General features: G+C 70.6%; 1 protein-coding gene and 1 pseudogene. Both read right to left on the bottom strand.

Features of this window, described 5'->3' with window-relative positions:
• Positions 1-623, bottom strand: a pseudogene (locus GTW43_RS02910) (glucose-6-phosphate dehydrogenase); the annotation flags it as partial.
• On the bottom strand, positions 620-1,548 hold a 929-nt coding region (gene tal, locus GTW43_RS02905; RefSeq protein ID WP_161299978.1), incomplete at its 5' end, for a transaldolase. The pseudogene GTW43_RS02910 and the gene tal, both read right to left, overlap by 4 nt.

The following is a 1,548-nucleotide window of genomic DNA, read 5'->3' as shown; positions in this document are numbered from 1 at the left end:
GTCTCCTTGCCGAGGTAGTGGTCGATCCGGAAGACCTGCTCGGGGTCGAACACGTCGTGCACGATCGCGTTCAGCTCGCGGGCCGAGGCCAGGTCGTGGCCGAACGGCTTCTCGATGACGGCGCGCCGCCAGGACTCGCCGGAGGCGTCCGCGAGGCCGTGCTTCTTGAGCTGCTGCACGACCTTGGGGAAGAACTTCGGCGGCACCGACAGGTAGAACGCGTAGTTGCCGCTGGTGCCGCGCTTCTCGTCGAGCTCGTCGACGGCCTCGCGCAGCTGCTTGAACGCGGTGTCGTCGTCGAAGTCGCCGGGGATGAAGCGCATGCCCTCGGCGAGCTGTGCCCAGACCTCCTCGCGGAAGGGGGTGCGGGCGTGCTCCTTGACGGAGTCGTGGACGACCTGGGCGAAGTCCTGGTCCTCCCACTCGCGGCGGGCGAAGCCGAGGAGCGAGAAGCCCGGCGGCAGCAGGCCGCGGTTGGCCAGGTCGTACACGGCCGGCATCAGCTTCTTGCGGGACAGGTCGCCCGTGACGCCGAAGATGACGAGCCCGGAGGGGCCCGCGATGCGCGGCAGACGCCGGTCACGCGGGTCCCTCAGCGGGTTCTGCCAAGCGGTACTGCTCACTTGGCCTGCGCCTCCTCGCCGGACAGGCGGGCGGCGACGGTGCCGAGCAGGTCGTTCCACGCGATCTCGAACTTGGCGACGCCCTCGTCCTCGAGCTGCTGGACGACCTCGTCGTAGGAGATGCCGAGCGCCTCGACGGCGGCGAGGTCGGCGCGGGCCTGCTCGTAGCCGCCGGTGACGGTGTCGCCGGTGATGTCGCCGTGGTCGGCGGTGGCGTTCAGGGTGCCTTCCGGCATCGTGTTGACCGTGCCGGGGGCGACCAGCTCGTCGACGTACAGGGTGTCCTTGTACGCGGGGTCCTTGACACCGGTGGAGGCCCACAGGGGGCGCTGCTTGTGGGCGCCTGCGGCCTCGAGGCGGGTGGCGCGCTCGGAGGCGAAGACCTGCTCGTAGGCCTCGTAGGCGAGACGGGCGTTGGCCAGGGCGGCCCGGCCCTTGAGCGCGAGCGCCTCGTCGGTGCCGTTCTTGTCGAGCCGCTTGTCGATCTCGGCGTCGACGCGCGACACGAAGAAGGAGGCGACCGAGTGGATGGTGGAGAGGTCGATGCCGCGCTCGTGGGCCTTCTCGAGACCGGCCAGGTAGGCGTCCATGACGGCCTTGTAGCGGTCGAGCGAGAAGATCAGCGTGACGTTGACCGAGATGCCGAGGCCGATGACCTCGGTGATGGCCGGCAGGCCCGCCGGGGTGGCCGGGATCTTGATCATGACGTTGGGGCGGTCGACGAGCCAGGCCAGCTGCTTGGCCTCGGCGACGGTGGCCTCGGTCTCGTGCGCGAGGCGCGGGTCGACCTCGATGGAGACGCGGCCGTCGCGGCCCTGCGTCGTCTCGTGCACGGGGCGCAGGATGTCGGCGGCGGCGCGGACGTCGGCGGTCGTCATCATGCGGACGGCCTCGTCGACGGTGACCTTGCGGGCGGCGAGGTCGG

The sequence above is a fragment of the Streptomyces sp. SID5785 genome, assembly GCF_009870065.1.
GTDB lineage: Bacteria > Actinomycetota > Actinomycetes > Streptomycetales > Streptomycetaceae > Streptomyces.
This window is presented reverse-complemented; position numbering and strand designations above follow the sequence as displayed.